Raw genomic sequence first — 3,764 nt, 5'->3', positions numbered from 1 at the left:
CAATCAGTTAATCTTGCAACCCACGGACTTCTGGAATTTAGATTGGTACGAGGATTGGGGGCAGGTCAATTATCAAATCCGATGGATAATAGTGCGGCGAAGCTTGAAAAGCATTACAGCAATATTGTCGGCTAACCCTCGCAAAGTAAATATCATGAACTATTTAGATGTGTTAAAAGTTTTATCAAAAAATAAAAATAATAGAGATTACCCGGGAAAACAAGATCCGAGGTATTCAGATAATTTTATTACTCCAGGCTTTGAGCCAAAGTTTGGTATAGATATGGCGCATGTAAATTCTGTTTTTACAATAGGTTCTTGTTTCGCAAGGAATATAGAGGAAGTACTTGAGCCTATGGGGATCTTATTGCCAACCAAGAGATTTGTATCACCGAAAGATGAGTTTCCTGCGCGCCCAAATGGATTATTGAATGAATACAATCCGGGTTCAATTAGTCAAAAAATTATTTCGACATTGCGGAAAGAAAAAATACCAGAAGAGACAATCTTTAAGCATGCTGACTTATATCATGACCTCCTGTTACACGGAGGTAGTGGCGTTAGTTATGAGCGCGCTATAAATCGGAGGCATGAAATAGATAGTATATATGAAGACCTTATTAAATCAGAGGTAGTAATTATTACTCTTGGATTTGTGGAAGCCTGGTACGATAATGCGACAATGCAGTGGCTAAATAGGATGCCTCCATATAATAAAAATGTAGATTCCAACAGATTCACGTTCAAAAGATTAGATGTTTATGATGTTATGCCAATGCTATCAGAGGCATTATCAGAGTTAGACTCTCTAAATAAAAAAATTATACTTACGGTATCGCCAGTACCAATTAGTAAAACGCTTACAAAATCAGATTGTATTGTTGCTAATGAATTTTCTAAATCAGTTTTGAGGGTATGCGCAGAACGGCTGAGGGCTGAATTTAAAAATGTTGATTATTATCCAAGCTATGAAATGGCAAGAATACCTGGACTGATTGCGTATAAGGATGATAATATACATGTAAAGGACTCAATCGTTGCGAAAATAACATCTCATATGGTGAATAAATATCAAGAAGCAGCAAGGATTCTCTAGTTGGGCACCCGAAAACTTCAAGATACAATGATTGCCTCTTTCGAGCTACTTCCTATGTAAAATCAAAACACACAAGTAGCAAGAGTTCAAGAATAATATCTACACAAATTATCAGCCATTATGCGTAAATATCCAAGTTATTCAAAATAAGAAACGAGCTACAGTACACACAGCAAGCCAACTCCAAAGCTTTAGCAGAGCTTGATCTAAAACAGAAAATTAAACACTTAAGGTGATTAAAAAAATTACTTACCGGCCTTAAAAAAGTAAAGACATGACACGCAGAGTTTTGAATAGTATGCTAACAGATGAGCAATGGCAGGATTTTGAAAACGCTAATTAATACTTAAAAGTCGATTGCACGCAAGTATTGGAGCGTTTGCAAGGGTTGAACATATATTTGGACAAACTAAAGCAAGGCGACTTTTATAATGCTTGTGCTGGCTTAACACCCTGCACTGCTTGTTCTCGTAGTGATAATCGCAATAGAAATGGACGAGTACGCTTATGACATAAAGCCGAAAGTGCGTATGGCGATGTGGTGATGTATTTGTGCGATTTATTAGATGGTAATGACGCACAGCTCGCACAAGAAATTAGATTATTGTTAGACAGGGAAGTGGATCATGTGCTGGTAATGCTCCAAACGTTGACCCACAATCTGTGTAAGCGTGCGGCAAACCCATCTTGAGATAGCACCGCCACTCGTGCATCGTGTGCACGATGAATTAGGTGGATACCATGAAAGACTCCAAGAAGATCCCCAGCCGCGTCATGCCCCCGATTTGAAGGCTGTGTACCTTTGACCGTCAGTCGTTCCCATTTGAAAGACTATTCCGTAACGGGTTTTCGGTGAACAGCAACATAGGTGGATTGCATACCTTGCTGGACCTGCTCGATGTTTCCAATGACAACATACATCGCAAACGAGTGATCGGAACCGGCCGGCACCGATCCGGAGCGGAAGACGGCATTCCATTTGACGGTTTTCTGCGCGTTGAATGCGAAGCGACCATATCCCAATGAGGGGAAGCTGGCGAGCGGTAGGGCTGGCGCATAAATGCCCATCGCGTAGTGGTGGTCGGGGGTGGAAAAAATAATCGGCAGCCTCTGTTCACCCGCCTCCTGCGACAGCGTCCGCAACGACGCACTCGCCGGGTCAAAGGTCCAGAACTCCGAGAATACGCTCGGCATGTAACCGGTCAACGCCTCGAACGCGGCAGATTTATGTTCACTTGTAACGTGAAACGTGACTAAATATTCGATGACATTGGGCAACCCGGCGAAACCGATCGTGACCTGCTTAGCTACCGTATCATTCGAAAGATCGGTTGCATTCTGTGCAAGCGTGATCAGCGGCTTGCCGTTCTTTCCAGTAAAAATACCGCAACCACGAGGATAAGGCTGCCCAGCCGGGGTCCAGAACGCCATCCGGGTGGTCGTCTTCAACACATTCCCCACCGCTTGAATGCCGAGCAGGCGGCTTGTCGAGGTTGGTCCGGCGCCATCCCCTCGCGAGACACCGGGCGATCCCTTGTAGGCTGAGGACCCGGCTTCTGTCGGGTTGTAGCACTCACCGAGTCCGTCAAAGCTTGACGCAGATTGGAGATTGCGACCATGATCCGCAGAGTTGATGAATTCCATGCCCTTCCACGTGACTGATCCAATTGCTCCGGCAAGCCGGTCCGAGGTGCTAATCACCAGAGGCGAACCGAAGACATTGGCGCCAATCGACGCATCCCCTCGCAGAGCCTGAGCAGCAAGCGGAGTGCTCAAGCTAATAACCATGACCGCAGCGAATACCTTGAGCCATCGAAATGACGGGACCATGTCTTGAGGTAACGTTGGAGGATGTGGCAAAACTAAGCCGTGCGCCAAGATTTTGCTATGCGTTTTTGACATTTAGGCTTTCAATGAGTGAGTCGGAATTTGACTTTATCAAAACGGCCGGGACGCGTGATTTCTTGCTTCAGCCGCAAAAACTGTACAGGTTCAGTCAACCATGGCTCAGGCGATGCAAGATGCATCTCGAACACGACCTGGATATCGTCCAGTTCGCGATCGATCTGGTGACTGGAAGCCTCGAAAGCGTTGTAAAGCCTTTGGGCTAGCCGGGCGGAGACGCTCGAGGAATCGGCCTGTTTGTCTGGCGCAACGTTAAAATGTTTAAGGGAAGGCAACAAAAACTGCGTTACTTGCTCGACCACCGCAGGGGACAGTTCGCCTACTTGCAGGTCGAAAGCCAAATCCAGCTCGGCCAGCTCGAGAATCCAATCCTGCAGCAGCGCTTCATATCGGACCACAACATTCTGATATTTTGGGGTATTGCGCTCTGCATCGAGCAAATAGGTCAGATAGAGCAGCACGGCTTTGTTGACCGGCATACCATTGCGGCGACACAAGGAAGAGGCGACCTCCTCAAGACTGCGCAGAACCAGCACATAACAAGGTTCAATTCCGATCTTATTGAAGAGTCCTTCCCAAAGTGGGAGCAAGCGGCAAAACCTGGGGTCTTTGAGCATCAGGGGGACGATCACTCACAAAATCACGCTGGTAAAGTTCAACTAAGCTCTTTTTCGACTCAGCGATACGAGGTTGCTGTGACCTGCCCCCAATCCTCGTACCAATCTAAATTCCAGAAGTCCGTGGGTTGCAAGATTAACTGATT

3 protein-coding genes are annotated in these 3,764 nt (G+C 45.7%); 1 reads left to right on the top strand and 2 read right to left on the bottom strand.

Annotated elements, in window-relative coordinates; genetic code table 11:
• The first annotated feature begins 154 nt into the window (after positions 1-154).
• Complete coding sequence (locus IEX16_RS19750; protein ID WP_188710276.1) at positions 155-1,096, top strand: GSCFA domain-containing protein; 942 nt, start codon at positions 155-157, stop codon at positions 1,094-1,096.
• 831 nt (positions 1,097-1,927) lie between these two features.
• Here IEX16_RS19750 and IEX16_RS19745 read toward each other — a convergent pair.
• Both IEX16_RS19745 and IEX16_RS19740 read right to left on the bottom strand, forming a co-directional pair.
• Positions 1,928-2,998, bottom strand: a complete 1,071-nt coding sequence (locus IEX16_RS19745) for a hypothetical protein (RefSeq protein WP_229676465.1) — start codon at positions 2,996-2,998, stop codon at positions 1,928-1,930.
• An 8-nt stretch (positions 2,999-3,006) separates the two neighbouring features.
• The gene (locus tag IEX16_RS19740; RefSeq protein WP_188710275.1) at positions 3,007-3,618 is read right to left on the bottom strand and encodes a sulfotransferase family protein; all 612 of its coding nucleotides are present in this window, start codon (positions 3,616-3,618) and stop codon (positions 3,007-3,009) included.
• Between the last annotated feature and the right edge of the window lie 146 nt (positions 3,619-3,764).

This window comes from Polaromonas eurypsychrophila, from assembly GCF_014641715.1.
Lineage (GTDB): Bacteria > Pseudomonadota > Gammaproteobacteria > Burkholderiales > Burkholderiaceae_C > Polaromonas > Polaromonas eurypsychrophila.
The sequence above is the reverse complement of the archived record's forward strand: the minus strand, read 5'-3'. Positions and strand labels throughout refer to the sequence as shown.